Genomic DNA, 18,514 nt, shown 5'->3' with positions numbered 1-18,514 from the left:
CCTCAGACGGCGGGCCCGCCGGAAGCCAGGCTATCGATGAGCAATGTCACCACCCGGCGCGCCTTCCCGGCATCACCGTCGCTCGCCTTCGTGATATCGCATCCCGCGCTTACCACGGCGAGCATTCGATCCGCGCACCGTGGGGCAACTTGACGGCCGGCTCGCCGGCGCCGAGGTCACGCTTAACGATGAATTGCGGGATGGGGTCGACGAGATCGTGCCGCCGGGTGTCGATGTGGCTCCGCTCGATGGATCGGCAATCTCGTCGGGATCGAGGTAAAGGCGAGCACAACGGTGAAGGCTTGGGATTTCGATGGTTTTGGAGCGTGGGTCGAGGCCTGCGGTGATCGGTTCGCTTTTGGGTTTGCGCTCTGTGGCAGCACCCGTGCTGTTCCATTCGGTGAGCCCCTGGCGACCGACCCGTTGTCCTTCCTGGGGGATATAAGCCATCAGCAACCTGGCGAACTGGGCGGGCAGGCTGTTGCCGCTAAGCGTGTCCTTGCGGTTGCGCCTTGGCGGTGCGTAGCGCAGCGAAGCGTATGGCGGCGGGCACGGGTTCGATCAAAGCCACGCCGAGCGTCGGGGCAAGAGCACGGGCGGCGGGTGCAAGCGGTCCCCCGCCGATCACGATGGCCTGCGCGTCGCCTTGCCGGATGGCGGCCTTGCAGGCCGCCTCCAGCGCATTCACGAGCGCGTACGGTTCGGCCATGAGCGCGACGGGATCGCCTTCGGTGAGGAACGTGCCGGCGAACAGCGCCGCATGACCGTATCGCGAGGCAGCCTTTTCGATGACACCGATCAGGCCCGGCGTCGTCGTGACCACCGCGAAGCGCCGGCCTCCAGCCGCCGCCGCCGCCATGCCGGCCTCCGCAATGCCCGTTACAGGAACGTCAAGAATGTCACGCAGGCGCGAGAGACCCGGATCGCCGAAGGCGGCGACGATCACGCCATCGCATGGAGTGCGGCGCAGCCTTGGAGCGAGCGACAAGACCGCGCGCGCGGCCTCGTCCAGGGCGTCTTCGTCGGTGATTAGTGGCGCGCCGAAGGGGGCGGTCACGCCTTCGATCGAAAGATCGCGTTCCCCGGTCTGGCGTCCGATCGCCACCATCGCATCCGTGGAAGCCTGGCTGGTGTTCGGGTTGACGAGAACGAGGCGGGTCATCGCGCGAAACCCTCCGGGACAGGGCGTGGCCGCCATCGCGGCAGGCCAAGTCCGTCGCGCCAGTGATGGGCGATCTCGTCGCGCCGTGCGAACCAGACGCCTCCGCGCTTCAGCGCATGGTCGAGAAAGAGCTCCAGCCCCCGCAGGCGCGCCGGACGACCGATGATGCGCAGATGCAGGCCCACCGACATCATCCGCGGCGCTTCGGCGCCTTCCGCATGGAGGCGCTCGAAGGCCTCGATGCAGTAGCGGGAGAAATCCTCCGCGAACACGAAACCACCGCCGTTCAGGAAACGCATGTCGTTGGTGTCGAAAGCGTAGGGGAGCACGACATGCTCGTGGCCGCCGACCTCCACCAGATAGGGCAGATCGTCGTTATAGGCGTTGGAATCGTACAGAAACCCGCCATGCTCTGCGAGAAGGTCGCGCGTGCGAACCGATGTGGCCGAGCGCGTGTGCCAGCCTATGGGGGCGCTTCCACCCGCCGCTTCTATGGCCGCCACCGCCCGGGCGATGGCGAGGCGCTCCTCCTTTTCGCTCATATGCACATGGCGCTCCCAGCGCCAGCCATGCGCGGCGATCTCGTGGCCGTCCGCCACCGCTTCCTCGGCGATCCAGGGCGAGAGGGCGAGCGCGCGCCCGTTGGCGTTCAACGTCGCTTTCACGCCTCGCTCGGCCAGCGCCTTGCGGATGCGGGGCCAGCCGGCGCGCGTGCCGTATTCGAAATGGCTTTCCATGCAAAGGTCGGGCGCGCCGTCGACGGACTCGACAGCCTCGTAGATGCTCTCGTTGCGCTCGTCGCCCATGGAGAGGGACAACTCGGCGCCCTCCTCTACGTTCACCACGATGGAAACGGCGACACGCGCGCCTTCCGGCCAGCGGATCGAGGGCGTTGCACCTCGGTAGCCCGCGAAGTCGCGGTGCGTCACGGGGGAGGGACTCTCAGGCGACGTGTTCACTTGCGCCTCCCTTTCGGCGCTGCGAACGCGGAGCGGCGGCGGGTAAGCCTTTCGCCGGCGCGGCCGCGCCCGAGCGCCGGATCTCCGTCCTCACCAACGTCTCGATGTCGATGGCCTCGCAGCGCGGACGCGTGCGAAGGCGCGTTTCCACCTGGGAGAGGTGGGAACACATCGCCTCGCGCGCGCGCATCGGCTCACGCGTCGAGAGCGCCTCGACGATGCCGCGATGCTCACGGCAGGAACACGCCGGGCCGTCGCTGGGGCCGAAGAAGAGGAGCAGCGTCGAGGTGCGGTCCACCAAAGTCCTCAGCGTCCCGACCAGAACCGGATTGTCGATGAGTTCGGCAAGGCGCATGTGCAACGCTCCGCCAAGCTCAAGAGCGCGTTCCGGATGGCCCTCGGCGATGGCGTCGCGCTCCGCGTCCTGATGGGCGAAGAGCGCATCGATCTCGGGCGTGGTGATGCGCTCGGCAAGGCTCAGCGCGATACCCCCTTCGAGGACACGCCGGGCATCATAGACGATGCGGGCGTCCGCTAGCCCGGGGTCGATGGTGCGTGCGCCCCGATTGGGCACAAGTTCAAGCTTGCCCTCGTAGCCGAGCCGCTGAAGCACACGGCGCATCCGGTCGCGTGAAATAGAGAAAATATCGGCCAGATGCTGCTCGCCGAGCTTGGAACCGGGCGCGGCGATCCCGGATGCGAGAACCCGCGTCAGGATTTGGTGGACCTGTGCTTCTTCCATCGGCCTGCGTCTTCGTGTCCCTGCGCCGATTATAGGCGGCGCATCAATCCGGGAGCCAGACGATGGGTGGAGTCTTTTTGTGCACAATCCGTATTTTTTGTGCTCATTTTCTTCTCCAAGGGCTCGTCGCTTGAGCGGAAAGCCCTTCTGGCAAAGGGTTTTGGGAGTTGGCACGCGGCTTGCAAATGTGTCCACCGAACGCCTGCAACCGGAGCCCGCAACCATGACGAAAACCATCATCATGCCCAATCGCCGCCAATTCCTCGCCGGCTCTGCCGCGGCGGCTGGAACGCTTGCCATGCCTTCCATCCTGCGCGCCCAGACGCGCGAACTGGTGGTGGGCGGTGCCGCCAGCCATCGCGAATGGGTCGAGACCATCGTGATCCCGAATTTCGAGGCCAAGTACGACGCGCGCATCCTTTATGAGGGCACCCGCTCCCTGGTGAACCTCGAGAAGATGCAGCAGAACCAGGCGCAGCAATATCTCTCCGTCGTCCAGATGGACGATCCGGTGATGATCCTCGCGCATGAGGCCGGGCTTCTGGAGCCGCTCAGCGCCGAGACCGTGCCCAACATGGCGAAACTGAAGGACGGGGCGGTCCATCTGGACGGGGCGTGGGTCAATTACCTCCAGCCCTTCCAGGCCATCGCCTACAATGAGGAGGCTTTGCCGAACGGCATCGAGTCCTGGGAAGAGCTCTGGGACGATTCCATGGCGGGCCGCGTTGTCATTCCGTCGTTGCAGAACACCGAGGGGGTCTTCCCGCTCTTCATGGCGGCCGCGCTGGAAACCGGTAAGCCGGTGGCGGAGGCGCAGTACGATATCGAAGCCGGTTTCCGGAAGATGCAGGCCCTCAAGCCCAATCTCCTGACGATCTACACGCAGATGCCGCAGGCCTTCAATCTCCTGGAGACGGGGGAAGCCTGGGCGATCGCGGGCGCGCTGTCCTCCTTCACCATGCCGCGCCGGGCGGAGGGGTCGCCGGTCAATCTGGCCGTGCCGCGCGAGGGCGCCTTCGCCGCGCCGTCCGGCGTCTGCGTGGTGCGCGGCGGCCCGAACCAGGATCTTGCCATGGCCTATGTGAACGAGCTTCTGAGTGTGGAGCTCCAGAACCAGCTCACCGCGCCCACCTTCTCCCTTCCCACGAATGTGGAGGCCGCGACGCCGTCCGACCTGCCCGAGAACATCGAGGTCCTGTCGGTGGACTGGGCCAATGTCGCAAACAACCGCGCCGACTGGGTCCAGCGCTGGGACCGCGAGATGGCGATCTGATCGATGGTGCAGATGCAAGCAGCCGGCACAGGTCCGTTTCTCGACATCGCGGGTGCGGGCAAGGTTTTCGGAACCGTCACCGTTCTCGAGGGGGTCGATCTTGGTATCGGGAGGGGCGAGTTCATCTCGCTCCTCGGCCCCTCGGGCTGTGGCAAGACGACCCTTCTTCGCATCGTGGCGGGATTGCTGGCGCCGGATGCCGGAAGGATCCGCCTCGACGGGCAGGAGATCACGCGCGTGCCGCCGCACAAGCGGGATGTCGGCGTGGTGTTCCAGAACTACGCCCTGTTTCCGCATCTGACCGTTGCCGAGAATATCGGCTTCGGCCTGAAGGCGAAGAGAGCGCCGCGCGCCGAGATCGAGGAGGCCGTGAAGCGCCTTCTCTCCCTCGTCGGGCTGGGCGCCATGGCGGATCGCTCCGTGCGGGGATTGTCCGGCGGCCAGCAGCAGCGCGTCGCGGTGGCGCGCGCTCTCGCCACCGGTCCCAAGCTCATGCTCCTCGACGAGCCCTTCTCGGCACTCGACCGCAAGCTGCGCGAGACGATGCAGATCGAATTGCGGCGCATCCTGCGCGATGTCGGCACCACGGCGATCTTCGTCACGCACGATCAGGACGAGGCGCTCGTCATGTCCGACCGCATCGCGGTGATGAATGCCGGGCGCATCGAGCACCTTGATGCACCGGAGGCCATCTATCGCCGGCCCGCGACACCCTTCACGCTGGATTTCGTCGGTCTTTCCACACGCCTCGAGGGCACGGTGCGGGGGATGGAAGGCGAGGTGGCCCTGATCGAGACCCGTTTTGGAACGGTGCGCGCGCCGGCCTCCTTCCTGCCCGGCTCGCCCGTGACGCTCGGCGTGCGGCCCGAGCGTGTCACGCCGGGCTCGGGCGGCGAGAACCGCCTTCGCGCACGGCTGGCGGACGTGATCTTCCAAGGGGCGAAGGCGCAGCTCCACTTCGCCGCCGAAGGGGACGAGCGTATCCTTGTCGAAACGCTCGACGTGCCGGAGGGCGCGCGCAAGGGCGAGGAAATGGACCTGTCCTTCGCAGTCTCCGACACGCTGGTCTATCCGCGCGAAGGCAGGGCGGCATGAGCGTCGCCCGCCGCTTCGCCGCCAATCCGGCCGTGCTCCTGCTCGCCCCGGCGCTTCTGTACCTCACCGTCTTCTATCTCGTGCCGCTGAGCTTCCTTCTCGGCCGCAGCTTCATCGGGCAGGCCGGCCTTTCGCTCCAGCCCTATGCGGCGCTGCTGGGGGACGGCTTCACCTGGCAGGTGATCGGCAACACGCTGCGCATCGCCTCGCTCGTCACCCTGTGCGCCTTCCTGATCGGCTATCCGGCGGCCATCGCGCTCTCAAGGGCGCGGGGCGCGTTGCAGATCGTGCTCCTCGTCAGCATCATCCTGCCGCTCTCGGTCGGCATCGTGGTGAAGGCCTTCGCGTGGCAGATCGTCCTGGGGAGGGGAGGCGTGGTGGGCCAGTTTCTCGTCGCCACCGGCCTCTTCGAGGAAGCACCGCGCCTGCTCTTCACCGAGTTCGGCCTCGTTCTCGGGGCGGCGAACGTCTTCCTGCCCTTCATGATCCTTCCCATCTATTCGGTGCTCAATCTCATGGACCCGCGCCTGCCGGAGGCGGCCGCCACGCTCGGCGCCTCGCCCGTCTACCGCTTCACCCGCGTCACGCTTCCCCTGACACTGCCCGGCATCATCGCGGGCTGCGCCTTCGTCTTCTCCATGTCCGTTTCGATGTACGTGATCCCGAGCCTTCTGATCGGCGACCGTTTCCAGACGCTGGCGACGCTCACGGGCCGCTCCTTCCTGTTCCTGCGCGACGAGCAGCTGGGCTCCACGACCGCGGTCGTCCTTCTTGTCCTCTCGGTGGCGATCATCCTGTCGGCAAGTGCGCTCGCCCGCCGGTTCGGAGGCGTTCGATGACCCTGATCGAACGGGCGTGCAACGCTCTTATCCTTCTCGTCGCCGCCTTCGCGGTCGTGTTCCTCCTGACGCCGCTGGTGGTGACGGTCGCTGCCTCCTTCGGTTCCTCGCCGGTCTTCACCCTGCCGCCGCCCGAATGGTCCACGCGCTGGTACGAGCGCCTGGCGACGCTGCGCGGTCTTGCCCCCGCCCTCTTCACGTCGCTCCAGATCGCAACGCTCTCCACCGCCATCGCGCTCGTTCTGGGCACGATGTGCGCCATCGCCCTGACGCGGGGCCGTGTGCCGGGTTCGGAAGGGATCATCTCCTTCCTGATCTCGCCCCTGATGCTGCCGGCGCTGGTCATCGGCATCGCGCTTTTGCAGTTCTTCCGCGAACTGGGCCTGCGCGATGCATGGACGAGCCTTCTGCTGGCCCATGTGGTGATCACGCTCCCATACGTGGCGCGCACGGTGATCGGCGCACTTTCGCTCTTCGATTACACCTTGATCGATGCGGCGCGAACGCTCGGCTGCTCCTATCCAGCGGCCGTCCGCAAGGTGCTGGTGCCCAATCTCGCCCCGGCCTTCCTGACGTCCGGCATGTTCGCTTTCCTCGCCTCGATGGACAATTATCCGATCTCGATCTTCTTCTCGGATGCCTGGACGAAGACCCTGCCGATCCAGATGCTCCAATTCGTCGAGGAGCGTCCCGATCCCACCATCGCGGCGATCTCCACGGGCCTCATTCTCCTGGCCACCCTCGCCATGATCATCGGCGACCGGCTGGTCGGCATCCGCCGCATGGCGCAGTTCTGACGAGGCAGGCCCGGTGAGAATTCTGCTCCTCAATCCCAACACCTCGGCCAGTGTCACGCAGCGCCTCGAGACGGTGGCCGCGCAGGCCGCCGCGCCCGGCACTTCCATCACCGCGCTCACCGCGCCGCGCGGCGTTCCCTACATCTCGGGGCGCGCGGAGGCGCAGATCGCAGGCGCCCTCGTTCTGGAGATGCTGGCCGAGCATCTGCCCGGGCACGACGCGGCGATCATCGCGGCCTTCGGCGATCCGGGGCTTGCGGCCGCGCGAGAATTGTTCGACCAGCCGATCGTCGGCATGGCGGAGGCAGCGATGCTCACCGCCGCGATGCTGGGGCCGCGCTTCTCCATCGTCACCTTCGCGCCGGCCTTGGGAAGCTGGTATCGCGATTGCGTGGAGGCGAGCGGCATGGGCCATCGCCTCGCCGCGATCCGCTCCGGCGACGGGCGTTTCAGCGCCATCGACACGGTCGCGAGCGAGAAGGAGGAAGCCCTCGCGACGCTCTGCAGGCGAACGGTGGAGGACGACGGCGCGGATGTCGTGATCCTGGGCGGGGCGCCGCTTGCCGGGCTGGCCGCCCGGATCGCCGGCGATGTTTGCGTGCCGCTGGTGGAGCAGGCGGCGGCGGCGCTGCTTCAGGCCGAGACGCTGGTGCGCCTCGGCACGGCGCCGGCGCGGGCCGGAGCGTTCGCCCGCCCTTCGCCGAAGCCCGCCACCGGGCTGGCTCCGAAGCTGACGGCAAGGATCTCGGGCACGGACGCCTGACGCCGACGCCCTTCAGCGCGCGTTGGGGCGGGTGTGCGGGGGCGGGAAGGGCGCGTCGAGATATCCCTCGTAGAAGGTCCGCACGTGCGGAAGGACGGCCCGTGCGAGGCTGCGTCGTTCCTCCTCCTCGGCCGTGTCGGGTCGTCCCATCGTCCGCGCGATCTCCTCCAGCGTCGCGCCGCGGTCCACGCGCGTAAAGAGGCCGTCGCGGTAGATCACCTCGCCCGCCACCATCACCGTCTCGACGCATTCGCGTCGGGCGCGGTGGACGAGAATGTCCGCGAGGGCGATGTCGGGATTCTGATAGGGGTAGGTCACGCGCTCCCAGTCGAGAAGCACGAGGTCAGCCGCCGCGCCGGGGGACAGATGCCCGATCCGCCGGCCGAACGGCGTCGTGCCCGCTCCATGCTCGGTGGCCATTTGCAGGATCTGCGCCGGCGTCGGGGCAGGACTTTCGATCCCCGGCTCGCGATGAACATGCAGCGCCAGGCGCATTTCCTGGAGCATGTCGCGATCGTCGTTGATGCCCGCCTCGTCGATGCCGAGCGCGACGGGAATGCCCTCGGCCATGAAGCGGTTGACCGGGGCGATGCCGCTCTTCAGCCGGAAGTTGGACGAGCAGTTGTGGCAGATGCGGGTGCCGGTATGTGCGCAGAGCTCGATATCGGCCTCGCTCATCCAGACGCCGTGGCCGATGGTGAGCCCCGGTCCTGCAAGGCCGAGGCTGTGGATGTATTCCAAGGCCGAGCCGCCGGTGCGCTTTTCCGCGTAAGCGCGCTGGTAGGGCGTCTCCAGAAGGTGCATGTGCATCGGCGCGCCCGTCTCGTCGGCCATCTGGGCGGCACTGGCGAGAGCGGCGTCGGAAAGCCAGTGAAGGTTCGAGGGCGCGATCTGCACCGCGATACGCTCCTCGTCCCTCGTGCGTCGGTAAAGTTCGTGGAAGACCGCCACCTGCTCACCCAGCGGCAGGGCGAAACGGGCGAAATAGGCTGCCATCGCCGGGCGAAGCCCGGCCGGGAGCCGCTGGAGAAACGCCTCGTCGGCCTCGTAGACCAGCCGGTTCTGGTCGCGGAGCGCGAAGGAGTAGGAGGCGCGCATGCCGATCTCGCGATAGGCGTCGAGCACCGCGCCCGCCGTTCGCAGCACGGCATCGCCGTCGCCCGGTGCGCGGGAGTGAAGATGCTGCACGGTGGTGACGCCCGAGGCCACCATCTCGAACGCCGAGTAGAGCGTGTCGAGGCGCGGAGGGACGTCGCGCAGGGCGAGGCGGCTGGCGAACCATAATTCCAGCGGGTGATCGGCAGAGCCGAGCTGAAAGGGTGTGAGCCCGACATGGTGATGCGCGTTGACGAGGCCTGGAATGACGACCTTGCCCCGGCCGCCGAGGTGCGGAATCTCCCGGTGCTCCCGTAGCATCGCGCGTCGCTCGCCGACCTCGCGCACCGTGCCGTCCTCGACGAGCAGCGCGGCGTCCGGGCGAATATCGGGCTCGCCGTCGGCGGCAAAACCGAGAAGGATGTGATCGGCCTCGACGAGAACAGTGTTCATGGAACTGTCCGGCAGGTGTGCGCCATCGGCCCTAGCACGGCACAGCCCTTGCGAAAGCGCGGGCGATGTCGATGCGTCGGGCGATCCACAGCCGGTCGCGTCGGCGCGTCAGCTCGTCGAGAATGGCCTGAAACGCCTTGAAGCGCCCTGGCCGGCCGATGATGCGCAGATGAAAGCCGATGTTGAGAAGGCGCGCATGGCCTCGGGCCGCTTCCGCTTCGAGCACGTCCAGCGCATCGCGCACATAGTCCACCATCTCGACCGCGCGTACGAAGCCGTTCGGATGGAAGAACTTCATGTCGTTGGTGTCGAGCGCGTAGGGAATCACGAGCAGTCCGGTCCCGGCATCGCGATAGGGAAGGTCGTCGTCGAATCCGTTGGCAGTGTAGAGATAGCCGCGCTCGGCGAGAAGGCGCCGCGTCCAGGCGCTTTCGGCGCCCCGGCAGAAAAAGCCGAGCGGCCTTTCTCCGGTCGCCGCCTCGATGGCCGCGCTCGCGCGGTCGAGATCGGCGGCCTCCCGTGCCCCGTCGTCGTAGTCAGCATGGGGGCGCCAGCGCCAGCCGTGGCAGGCCGCCTCGTGCCCGCGTTCCACCAGCATGCGGGCAAGTCGCGGCGAGCGCTCCGCCGCCCGGCCGCAGAAGAAGATCGTGGCGGGCAGGGCGGCGCGCTCGAGCGCGTCGGCCGTGCGCCACAGGCCGGCGCGCAGCCCATAGGCGAAGATCTGCTCCTGTCCGCGATCGCGGCGTCCCGGATCCACCACCGAGATCACCTCGCCGATGCGCTCGGAGTGCGCGTCGCCATCGCCCGCCTGCTCCTCGGCACCCTCCTCGAAGTTCACCACGAGGGAGACGGCAAGGCGCGCGCCGTTGGGCCAGACGATCTCCGGCCATTCGCCGCCGTAGCCGAGAAGGTCGCGCTCAGCCATTGACCCGGTCGAGCCCGATGGTGCGGGAGATCGCGAGCAGCGCCAGAAGCGCGAGCAGGATCTGCACACCGGATACGGCCGCCACGAGCGGCGTGTTCGTGGTCGATACCAGCGCGATCAGTTCGACCGGAAGAGGGCGATCGCGAAAGCCGTGGGTGAAGATCGCGACCGAGACGTTGTCGAAGCCTTCCACGAAGGTGAAGACCGAGCCGGCGAGGACGGCCGGCAGGAGCAGCGGAAAGGTGACCGTGCGCAGCGCCTGCCAGGGCGTCGCCCCCAGATTGGCGGCCGCTTCCTCCAGCTTGGGATCGAGCCTCTGGAGGCGGCTCGTCACGGTGCGAACCATGACGGCCATGACGAACGCGGTGATGGCGATGGATTGCAGCCACACGGAGGGGCCGATGCCCATATCCGCTCCCGCAAACAGCACCGCGACGCCGAGGACGATGCCCGGCACCATATGCGGCACAAGAATGAAGAGGGAGAGGGCGCCCACGCCCCGGAATTGCCCGCGCGCGCAAACGAGAGCGGTCGGAACGCCGAGAAGAATGCAGAGCCCCGTCACCGTGAGGCCGACCCGAAGGCTGACCACCATCCCGTCGACCAGCGCATCCTGCTGGAAGACCTGCCGATACCAGTCCAGCGTGAAGCCCTGCGGCGGAAAGCTCACGAAGCTGCGCGTGTCGAACGAGATCATCACCACGATCACGGCCGGCAGCAAAAGGATCAGAAGCGAGAAGACGGCGAGGGCGTAGATGATCCCGCGCCCGAGCAGGTCCGCGCCGGCGTTGTTCGCGAACCGTCTCATCGCTGCGCCTCCCTCGTCCAGCGGCAGAACAGGTTGGTGAGGATGGCGATCGTGCTCAACACCACGAGGCACGACAGCATGAGAAGCAGCGCGGAAACCGCTGCCCTGTTCCACTCCAGCGAATAGACGACCTGCTCGTAGATCATCGTCGCCGCATTGAGGTAGTTGCCGCCTCCCAGGAGCTGCGGCACCACGAAGGTCGTGTAGCTCAAAACGAAGACGAGGCCCGCGCCGGCGCCGATGGCGGGAACGCTCAGTGGCAGGATCACGTGCCACAGGGTGGCCAGCTTGCTCGCGCCGAGATTCTCGGAGGCCTCGTCGAGATACCGGTCGTAGCGGCTCATCACGGCGATCAGCGGCAGGATCATCACCGGCAGATGGATCTGCACCATGCCGATCAGCACCGCCCAATGAGTGTTCATGATCCGCAAGGGGCGGTCGATGACGCCGAGCGACAGGAGGGCCGTGTTGACGATACCGCGCGCGCCGAGGATGACCATCCAGGCATAGGTCCGCACGATGCCGCTCGTCAAAAGCGGGACGATGGTGAGGAAGAGGATCAGCTTGCGGATGCGTGGGCCGCCGGTGAGATAGAGATAGGCCACGGGGTAGCCGAGGACCACGCAGAGCGTCATGGTCGACAAAGCGAGCGTCAGCGAGCGCTGGAACGTGACGTGGTACAGCGGGTCCGCAAGGGCCGAGGTCACGAAGCCGAGGGAGAAGCTGCGCTCCACGATCCGCCCCTGCGCGACGCGGAAGTCGGCGAAGCCCAGGGAAAGGAGCAGGAAGAACGGGATCACCGCCACGACGATCAGGACGACGATGGCGGGCACCGCCGGCCAGAGCCCCTGGCCCGAGAGGAGCTTGTCGAGAATCGAGCCCCATCGGCTTCGCGGCGTGGGCAGAGGGAAGGACGAGGCCGAGACGTTCATTCTCCGGCTCCGTAGATGGGACAAAAGGCGGGGTCGATGACGCGCAGGCTCACCGCGCTGCCCTCGCTCAGCCCTGCGGCCGCTCCGATGCGCATGGATACGACCCGCAACTCGCCGCCGCCGAAACTGGCGACCGCATATTCCGTGACCGACCCGACATGCCGGCTGTGGCGGATGGTGCCCTGCCATCCGCCGGCCTCCGGGGTCGCGCCCAGTGCGATATTGTGAGGGCGCACCATGACGCGCACGGCTCCCTCCCGCTTGCTCGGCACGCACTGGCCGTCCGGCAGCACGACGCGGCCGTCGCGCGCTTCGAGGTCAAGGATGTTCGAGGCCCCGACGAAGTCGGCGACATATTCGTTGGCGGGATGGTCGTAGACCTCCTGCGGGGTGTCGACCTGTTCGATCCGGCCCCGGCGCATCACCGCGATCCGGTCGCTCAGCGTCAGCGCCTCCTCCTGATCGTGGGTCACGAAGATCGCGGTCATGCCGAGGCGCTTGATGAGTTCGCGCAATTCCATCTGCATGGAGGTGCGAAGCTTGGCGTCCAGCGCACTGAACGGCTCGTCCAGAAGCAGGATGCGCGGTTCGAGGACGAGAACCCGCGCCACGGCCACGCGCTGCTGCTGCCCGCCGGACAGATGCGCCGGATAGCGGCCGGCAAGGCTGTCGAGCGAGACGATCTGCAATGCCGCCGCCACACGGCGGTCAATCCCGGCCCTGTCCGTCCCGCGCATGCGAAGGCCGTATCCGACATTGCCGGCCACGGTCAGGTGGGGGAACAGGGCATAGCTCTGGAACACCACGCCCACGGGCCGCCGGTTGACCGGCATGGGAACGGTGTCGCGCTCGTCGATCAGGATGCGGCCCTTGTCCGGGGCGGCGAAGCCGGCGATGCACCGCAGGAGCGTGGTCTTTCCGCATCCTGATGGCCCCAGAAGCGTCAGGATCTCCCCCTCCGATACCGAGAGGGAGCATCTGTCCAGGACCGTCAGGGCGCCGAAGATCTTGGAGACGTTCTCGATCTCCAGAACCGCGCGCCCTACCCGGCCGCCGTCTTTGCCGAAAGCCATCAGCCTTACATGCCGAACATGCGATCGAAATCCTCGACCATTCGCGCTCGCAAGGGCGCGAGGGTCGGCCAATCGAGCGACTGGAGTTGCCCCAGCTCCTGAGCGTCGGGCACAAAGGGAGCGGCTTCGGGCGGCGATTCCACGCCCTCGACCACGGGTCCGAAGAAGAAGGGCGCCGCGGCCGAGAACGCCTGGCTCTCCGGAGTCAGGAGGATGTCCGCAAACTCGTGGACGAGCTCGCTGTGCCCGTTGTTGACGAACTGCACGATGTTGGTGGGCAGCATCAGAGGCCCCGGCTCGCGGGCCTTGGCGTAGGCGAAGGGAAGCCCGGTGCTGGCGGCAATCGCCGTGTTCTGGTGCCAGAGCACGCACAGGTCGATCTCGCCCCGCTCCAGCATCTGCTGCAGGAGGGGAGGGCTGCGGCCCACCAGCGGATCGAGTTCGTGCCATTTCTCGAGGCCGACCTGCATGGCGTCCTGCGAGCCGCCGTGAATCTGCGCTGCGACCGCCACGGCCGCCAGTCCCAGATTGGAGCTGGGACGAGGCATTCCGATGCGCCCGGCATATTCGGGCTTCCACAGGTCGGCCCAGGTCTGCGGGGGCGTTTCCACCGTCTCGGTGTTGTAGGCGATGCCGATGCCGTCATAGCTGACCGGCACCCCGACGTCGTAACCGAAGGGAAGAAAGGCGGGAATGATGTTCGCCGCGTTGGGAATGAGATCAAGATCGAGAGGCTCCAGAACGTCCTCATCGAGAGCGTTGAGGATCGCGGGCGAGCCCATCACGGCCAGATGATAGGGCGAATTGCCCTGTGTCGCCTTGATCTGCGCCAGCGCCTCGGAGGAGAGGCCGCCGATGACGCGCAGGGAAACGCCCGGATGGCGCCGCGCCAGCTCCTCTCCGGCGCGGATGAGCGGCTGGTCCTGAACCGTTCCGTAGCCGATCATGACGAGCTCGCGCGCCTGCGCCCTGGCGACGAAGGGCATGGAAAGCGCCCCTGTAGCGGCCATTCCGCCGAGAACGGTTCTGCGTGTGATGTCCATGTGCTGGTCCTGCCTTTCTTCGAAACGGGTCGACTGCCGGCATGCGCGCAGCGCACGGCGCCGCGTCAGGGAAATCCCTTGACTTTCACAATCTGCATTTTCGAAAATATACGCAAGACGGTAAGGTGATTTTTTTGCATGCCCGAAATTTATGCGATCACGACATCGAGCCCGGCCTCCTGAAGCGCCTCCAGGGGTGCGCCACTGACGCTTGCATCGGTGATGAGGGCAGACACTTCCGCCAGACGCGCGATCCGAACCACTCCGATATGGCCAAGCTTGCTGCCGTCGGCGAGCATGACCGTCCGGCGGGCGGCGGCCATCATCGCCTGCTTCATCTCGGTTTCCTCGATATTGGCGTTGGTGAAGCCGCGTCGCGCGTCGATCCCGGCGCAGCAGAGGAAGGCGATGTCGGCGCTGATCTTTTCAAGAAGCAGCGTGCCCATCGGCGCCACCATCGTGCGTGTGGAATTGCGTGAACTGGTGCGCATCCGTCCTCCCGTCACGAAGACGTCAACGCCGGAGTGGGGGTCGAGCGCGATGGCGATGTCGATGCTGTTCGTGACGGCGACAACGTCATGCAACGTCTTCGGCAGAGCGCGTGCGAGGGCGAGTGTCGTGGTGCCGCTGTCGAGGATGATGGTATCGCCGGACTTGATCATCGCCGCCGCCGCAAGGCCGATCCGCTCCTTCTCGTTCGCGAAGGTCTCGATCGACACCTCCTGCGGGGGTTCGAAGCGCGCAGGGCGTGCGATTCTCGCGCCGCCGCGGACGCGTCGCAGCAGTCTGCGCGCCTCCAGATCCGAAAGGTCCGAGCGGATCGTGACCTCCGAGACGCCGAGTTCCCCGGCCAGTCGCGCCACGGCCGCCTCGCCGTCGGCTTCCAGGATACGAAGGATGCTCCGGTGACGCGGTGCAAGGGCGGATTTCGCTTCGCTCATTCGTCGTCTCTTGCGTTTTTCATATAAATGAAGAATATCGAAAACAGATGCTTCCGGCCATGGCCCTGGGCCAGCGGCGCGCAGGCCTCGTTTCATAGGAGTTTCGTACATGGATTTGGAAGCCAGGCTGCATGAGATCCGACGGGAGACTTCGTCCGACGCGCCCGGCGACCCCGAACGCTTCCGTCGGGTGGAACTGACCAATCAGGAAATGATGGCGCAGGGCGCGGCGATCCGGGAGACTCTTGCCGGCAACGCGGAGCCCCTCGCGCGTATCGGCGCGGACCTCGCCGGTCGCGACATCCGGCGTGTCGTGATGGTCGGATGCGGCGATTCCTGGATTTCCGGCTTCGGCGTGCGCACCGCTCTCGAGCGCGTGCTCAAGGTGCCCTGCGAGCCCTACGAGGCCTTCGACTTCCAGCACTACGGCACTGGCGCGATCGACGAGCACTGCGTCGTGATCGGCCTGAGCTCCAGCGGGCGCACGGTGCCCGTGATGGAGGGCCTGAAGAAGTCGGCCGAGAAGGGCGCCTACACGATCGGCATGTCGAACACGGCCGGCTCTCCGCTCATGGTGGAGTTTCCCGGCGCTCTCCTGATCAAGGCGACGCGCGGCGGATGGCCGACCCAGTCCAGCACGGCGGCCATGGCGCTGAAGATCGCCATCGCGGTGGCTGTGGCGAAGGCGAAAGACGGCGGCGTAGAGATCGACGCGCTGGAGGAGGCGCTGGATCGCTTGCCGGAACAGGTCGATGCCGTTGCCCGGTCCTTCTACGGGAAGGCCAAGGCGCTCGGTGCCGAACTGGCGCGCGCCGATTTCCTGATGCTGGCGGGTGCCGGTCCGCACTACGCGGCCGCCGCCTTCGGCGCCGCCAAGCTCAAGGAACTCGCGCCCATCCACGCCGTCGCCTTTCCTCTCGAAGAGTACCACCATTATCGCACGCAAAAGGCCGGCGACTGCATCTTCCTTGTCGTCCCTGACAAGGCCAGCCACGCGCGCGCGGTGGAAACGGCGATCTCCAGCCGAGGAGCCCAGGGGCGTTGCATCGCCCTGGTGCCGGAAGGCGAGACCGAAATCGCCGAGATTGCGGATACGGCTTGGCACCTGCCGCCGGTGCGCGACGATCTCGCCGCGATCCTCTACAGCGTCCCGCTGCATCTTTTCGGCTACCACGTGACGGTGGCGCGCGATGCGCTGGGCCTCGGCGCGCCCAATCTAGGCGGCTGAGGGCCGGGCCATGGCTCCCGACCTCGTCACCGTAGGCGGGCTGACGATCGATCATGTGATCTCGGCGAGCGGCGCGTACGCCCTGTCGCAGCCGGGAGGCAACGGCGCCTACTCGGCGGTCGGGGCTCTGATGTGGTGCGAGCGCGTCGGTCTCGTGAGCCGCGCGGTCGCCACCTATCCGGCCGAGGTCCTCGAGCGGCTGGAGGCCGCGGGCATCGACATGCGCGGCGTGCATCGCTCCCCGGAGAGGCTGAGCGCCGGCAACTGGTTCGTCTATGATGATGAAGGGCACCGCAACGATCGCTATCGCAGTGTTCCCGAGGCGCTGGCGCAAGCCGGTTTCTCCGGTGGGAGGATGACCCCCGGCGAGGTCGCGCAATGGCTGGACATCCTCGCCCGGCGCGCGGCACCGGACGAGATTTCCTATTCGGAGTTCCGGCACCGTCATCCGCTGATCTCCTCGCAGGTGCCGGCCGACTATCTCTCGGCGAAGGGCGTGCATCTGGCCCCCAGCCGCATCGACGTCCTTCGCGACATGGTGGCGCTCTTTGCCCCCGCCGGCATGACGATCACGATGGACGCCGGATGGCAGTTCGCGGATCTTGCGCCTGAGGCGCTGGCCCCGCTGCTTGCGCATGTGGACGCGTTTCTGCCGAGCAGGGTGGAACTCGAAGCCCTCTATCCCGGCGCCGGCCTTGCAGATGCGCTCGCTCTCCTCGCGCCCCTCTGCCGTGGAACGGCAGCGGTCAAGCTCGGACCCCAGGGCGTCCTCGTGTGGGACCGGTGCGGTGGCCGTGCCGTGCAGGTGCCGGCGATCCCAACCGAGGCGCTCGACCCGACCGGGGCGGGCGATTCCTTCTGCGGCGGCTTTCTCGCCGGCCTCGTGGAGACGGGCGACGCCGTGGAAGCGGCCCGGTTTGGCGTGATCTCGGCCAGCCGGATCGTCGCCTGCTTCGGCGCGCAGGGCACGCTCCCCGTCGACCGCGAGGCCACGCGAGCCTCACTCGCCGATGCACACGCCGCAATCCTGAAGTCTCTTCGTTGACAACCCGGAAAAATACGATGCCCAGCCAGAAGCTCTTTCAAGAGACGCCGCAGGTGATCGCGGCGCTCCATCTCCCGGACTTCGCCCAGAACAGGCACCGCAGCCTTTCCTGGTACGAGGACTATGTCGTGGCCAATGCGACGATCTTCGCCAAGGCTGGAATCCCTTGGCTCAAGCTTCAGGATACGACACGCACGGCCGGCGGAGCGAGCCCCGAGACACTCGCCATGACGGCCGCCCTCGGTCGCCTCCTGCGCCGGGAAGTCCCGCAGATCGGCATGGGGATCATCGTGGATGCGCACGACCCCCTCGCCGCGCTCGCGATCGCTCATGCCGCAGGCGCCGACTTCGTGCGCCTTAAGGTGTTCGTCGGCGGGGCGATGACCGCCCAGGGGCCGCGCTACGGCCTCGGCGCGGAAGCCGTGCAGTATCGTGCCGTGCTGGAGCGAACCGACATAGCCATCCTGGCCGATGTCCATGACCGTACGGCGGTGCCGATGTCCTCGGAGAGCCAGGTCTTCGCGGCCGAGTGGGCCTGCAAGAGCGGCGCGGACGGGCTGATCATCACGGGCGATTCATTTCCCGATTCACTTCACCGCATCGCCGCGGTCCGGGATCGCGGTCTCGCGCGCCCGATCCTGATCGGGGGAAGCGTGACGGCGCACAATGTCGCGGAGGCGCTGACGGTCGCGGACGGCGCCATCGTCAGTACGGCGCTGATGCGCCGCGACGCCGGGGAGGGCGAGATCGTGAAGTGGGATCTCGATCTTTGCCACCGCTTCATGGAGGCAGCGAGAGGCGCTTCCAGCACCGAGAGGAAGCCTTTCCGCGCGACCGCCTGATGAAAGCGGGCGCCCTTGCCTTGCCCGATCCGTTCTGCCGTGCGGCCTTGATCGGCGGGGGCGGAAAGGCGGCGAAAGACGCTATAGGCACAGCAAGGACAGGAGGAGCTCTCGTGGTTTGTATTTCCCCGCGCCCTTTTGGCCGAGGAGTGCGCCGTCCTCGACCATGACGGGGCTGCCGAGGATGACGGTGGTGGGCCGGCCCGTTACCGCCAGTCCCTCATGGGGACTGTAGTCGGAACCGTCATGGATGCCGGGGGCCGTCTTGCGTTTTCCCGCTGCCATGGACACATCGCCTTTCACCGCGAATGTCCCGGACGTGTGGAAAGGCAGAGCCTGATCTCGCTAGCCCATTGAAAAGATTGGTGCACCCGACAGGATTCGAACCTGTGACCTCTGCCTTCGGAGGGCAGCGCTCTATCCAGCTGAGCTACGGGTGCCGGGCTGCATGAAGCATGCAGTTTTTCCGAGAGGGGCTGGGCCCTGCCGGAAGGCCGCT

18 protein-coding genes and 1 tRNA gene are annotated in these 18,514 nt (G+C 66.9%); 8 read left to right on the top strand and 11 right to left on the bottom strand.

Going from position 1 to position 18,514, the window contains the following annotated elements:
- Positions 1 to 487: 487 nt before the first annotated feature.
- Genes J7654_RS00955 through J7654_RS00945 form a run of 3 tightly spaced genes read right to left on the bottom strand, consistent with a single transcriptional unit; the run spans position 488 to position 3,106 of the window.
- Positions 488 to 1,162 (bottom strand): aspartate/glutamate racemase family protein, encoded by a 675-nt coding sequence (locus J7654_RS00955; RefSeq protein WP_209737416.1) that lies wholly within the window; start codon positions 1,160 to 1,162, stop codon positions 488 to 490.
- Positions 1,159 to 2,121: a polysaccharide deacetylase family protein gene (locus J7654_RS00950; RefSeq protein WP_245195582.1), complete on the bottom strand. Its 963-nt coding sequence runs from the start codon at positions 2,119 to 2,121 to the stop codon at positions 1,159 to 1,161. The genes J7654_RS00955 and J7654_RS00950 overlap by 4 nt, the downstream gene beginning before the upstream one ends.
- Entirely contained in the window at positions 2,105 to 3,106 is a 1,002-nt protein-coding gene (locus tag J7654_RS00945; protein WP_209737414.1) for a GntR family transcriptional regulator, read from the bottom strand. The genes J7654_RS00950 and J7654_RS00945 overlap by 17 nt, the downstream gene beginning before the upstream one ends.
- On the opposite strand from J7654_RS00945, the gene J7654_RS00940 reads away from it, so the two are divergent.
- Genes J7654_RS00940 through J7654_RS00920 form a run of 5 tightly spaced genes read left to right on the top strand, consistent with a single transcriptional unit; the run spans position 3,087 to position 7,630 of the window.
- Entirely contained in the window at positions 3,087 to 4,136 is a 1,050-nt protein-coding gene (locus tag J7654_RS00940; protein WP_209737412.1) for a substrate-binding domain-containing protein, read from the top strand. The two genes, J7654_RS00945 and J7654_RS00940, sit on opposite strands and share 20 nt — an antisense overlap.
- Positions 4,137 to 4,139: 3 nt before the next feature.
- Entirely contained in the window at positions 4,140 to 5,231 is a 1,092-nt protein-coding gene (locus tag J7654_RS00935; RefSeq protein WP_245195581.1) for an ABC transporter ATP-binding protein, read from the top strand.
- Positions 5,228 to 6,070, top strand: a complete 843-nt coding sequence (locus J7654_RS00930; protein WP_209737410.1) for an ABC transporter permease — start codon at positions 5,228 to 5,230, stop codon at positions 6,068 to 6,070. The genes J7654_RS00935 and J7654_RS00930 overlap by 4 nt, the downstream gene beginning before the upstream one ends.
- Entirely contained in the window at positions 6,067 to 6,867 is an 801-nt protein-coding gene (locus J7654_RS00925) for an ABC transporter permease (protein ID WP_209737408.1), read from the top strand. Before J7654_RS00930 ends, J7654_RS00925 begins: the two co-directional genes overlap by 4 nt.
- A gap of 13 nt (positions 6,868 to 6,880) precedes the next feature.
- Positions 6,881 to 7,630, top strand: a complete 750-nt coding sequence (locus J7654_RS00920; RefSeq protein ID WP_209737406.1) for an aspartate/glutamate racemase family protein — start codon at positions 6,881 to 6,883, stop codon at positions 7,628 to 7,630.
- A gap of 12 nt (positions 7,631 to 7,642) precedes the next feature.
- On the opposite strand, the gene J7654_RS00915 is transcribed toward J7654_RS00920, so the two are convergent.
- From J7654_RS00915 to J7654_RS00885, 7 genes are all read right to left on the bottom strand, one after another.
- Positions 7,643 to 9,178, bottom strand: coding sequence for an amidohydrolase family protein (locus J7654_RS00915; RefSeq protein ID WP_209737404.1), 1,536 nt, complete (start codon positions 9,176 to 9,178; stop codon positions 7,643 to 7,645).
- Between the two features lie 31 nt (positions 9,179 to 9,209).
- A complete protein-coding gene (locus tag J7654_RS00910) occupies positions 9,210 to 10,103 on the bottom strand; it encodes a polysaccharide deacetylase family protein (protein WP_209737402.1) in 894 nt (297 codons plus the stop codon).
- Positions 10,096 to 10,911 (bottom strand): ABC transporter permease, encoded by an 816-nt coding sequence (locus J7654_RS00905; protein WP_209737400.1) that lies wholly within the window; start codon positions 10,909 to 10,911, stop codon positions 10,096 to 10,098. The genes J7654_RS00910 and J7654_RS00905 overlap by 8 nt, the downstream gene beginning before the upstream one ends.
- The gene (locus J7654_RS00900; RefSeq protein ID WP_209737399.1) at positions 10,908 to 11,843 is read right to left on the bottom strand and encodes an ABC transporter permease; all 936 of its coding nucleotides are present in this window, start codon (positions 11,841 to 11,843) and stop codon (positions 10,908 to 10,910) included. The genes J7654_RS00905 and J7654_RS00900 overlap by 4 nt, the downstream gene beginning before the upstream one ends.
- Complete coding sequence (locus J7654_RS00895; RefSeq protein WP_209737397.1) at positions 11,840 to 12,916, bottom strand: ABC transporter ATP-binding protein; 1,077 nt, start codon at positions 12,914 to 12,916, stop codon at positions 11,840 to 11,842. The genes J7654_RS00900 and J7654_RS00895 overlap by 4 nt, the downstream gene beginning before the upstream one ends.
- A gap of 5 nt (positions 12,917 to 12,921) precedes the next feature.
- Entirely contained in the window at positions 12,922 to 13,959 is a 1,038-nt protein-coding gene (locus J7654_RS00890; RefSeq protein ID WP_209737395.1) for an ABC transporter substrate-binding protein, read from the bottom strand.
- Between the two features lie 149 nt (positions 13,960 to 14,108).
- Positions 14,109 to 14,900: a DeoR/GlpR family DNA-binding transcription regulator gene (locus J7654_RS00885; RefSeq protein WP_209737393.1), complete on the bottom strand. Its 792-nt coding sequence runs from the start codon at positions 14,898 to 14,900 to the stop codon at positions 14,109 to 14,111.
- 109 nt (positions 14,901 to 15,009) lie between these two features.
- Here J7654_RS00885 and J7654_RS00880 point away from each other — a divergent pair, with 109 nt between their 5' ends.
- The 3 genes from J7654_RS00880 to J7654_RS00870 are packed head-to-tail and all read left to right on the top strand — an operon-like array spanning position 15,010 to position 18,015.
- Positions 15,010 to 16,128, top strand: coding sequence for an SIS domain-containing protein (locus J7654_RS00880; protein ID WP_209737392.1), 1,119 nt, complete (start codon positions 15,010 to 15,012; stop codon positions 16,126 to 16,128).
- Between the two features lie 10 nt (positions 16,129 to 16,138).
- Positions 16,139 to 17,173, top strand: a complete 1,035-nt coding sequence (locus J7654_RS00875; RefSeq protein WP_209737391.1) for a carbohydrate kinase family protein — start codon at positions 16,139 to 16,141, stop codon at positions 17,171 to 17,173.
- Positions 17,174 to 17,190: 17 nt separating this feature from the next.
- Positions 17,191 to 18,015, top strand: coding sequence for a BtpA/SgcQ family protein (locus J7654_RS00870; RefSeq protein WP_209737390.1), 825 nt, complete (start codon positions 17,191 to 17,193; stop codon positions 18,013 to 18,015).
- Between the two features lie 363 nt (positions 18,016 to 18,378).
- On the opposite strand, the gene J7654_RS00865 is transcribed toward J7654_RS00870, so the two are convergent.
- A tRNA-Arg gene (locus tag J7654_RS00865) sits at positions 18,379 to 18,455 on the bottom strand.
- Between the last annotated feature and the right edge of the window lie 59 nt (positions 18,456 to 18,514).

The sequence above is a fragment of the Aureimonas populi genome (assembly GCF_017815515.1).
GTDB lineage: Bacteria > Pseudomonadota > Alphaproteobacteria > Rhizobiales > Rhizobiaceae > Aureimonas > Aureimonas populi.
The sequence above is the reverse complement of the archived record's forward strand: the minus strand, read 5'-3'. Positions and strand labels throughout refer to the sequence as shown.